Annotated in this window: 1 protein-coding gene; it reads left to right on the top strand. The window is 68.8% G+C overall.

Features of this window, described 5'->3' with window-relative positions; genetic code table 11:
- Positions 1–561, top strand: a 561-nt coding sequence (locus ACQY5R_RS18280; RefSeq protein ID WP_428610720.1) for a biotin/lipoyl-containing protein, incomplete at both ends; no start/stop codon positions are given.

Genomic DNA, 561 nt, shown 5'->3' with positions numbered 1-561 from the left:
CGGCCCGGCGACGCCGTTGAGATCGACAATCCCCTGATCACCCTGGAGAGCGACAAGGCCTCCATGGAGATCCCATCCCCCTATTCCGGCACCGTCAGGGAATTGCGGGTCAAGGTCGGCGACAAGGTCTCCACGGGCAGCGCCATTCTCACCCTGGAGATCGGCGCCGACGCCAAGGTGGCCACCGACGAGCCGCGTCCCACGATGGAGCGCCCGCCGCGCCACGAGGCGGCGCCGGGCGATGCCGGCGGCGGCTACATCGAGAACGTGCGGGTGCCCGATATCGGCGATTTCAAGGACGTCGACGTCATCGAGGTGCTGGTGCGCGGGGGAGACCACGTCGCCAAGGGCGATTCGCTGATCACCCTGGAGAGCGACAAGGCTTCCATGGAAATTCCCAGCCCGGAAGCCGGGATCATCCGCTCGCTGAAGCTGAGCGTGGGCGACAAGGTGTCGGAAGGGGCGCTGATCCTCACGCTGGAAGTCGCGGGCGGCGCACCCACGGTCGCGGCGGCGGTGGCCGGAGCCCCTTCCCAGCCGGCGCCGGTGGCCGACAGCTAC

The organism is Sedimenticola sp., assembly GCF_050289425.1.
Lineage (GTDB): Bacteria > Pseudomonadota > Gammaproteobacteria > Chromatiales > Chromatiaceae > Sedimenticola.
This window is presented reverse-complemented; position numbering and strand designations above follow the sequence as displayed.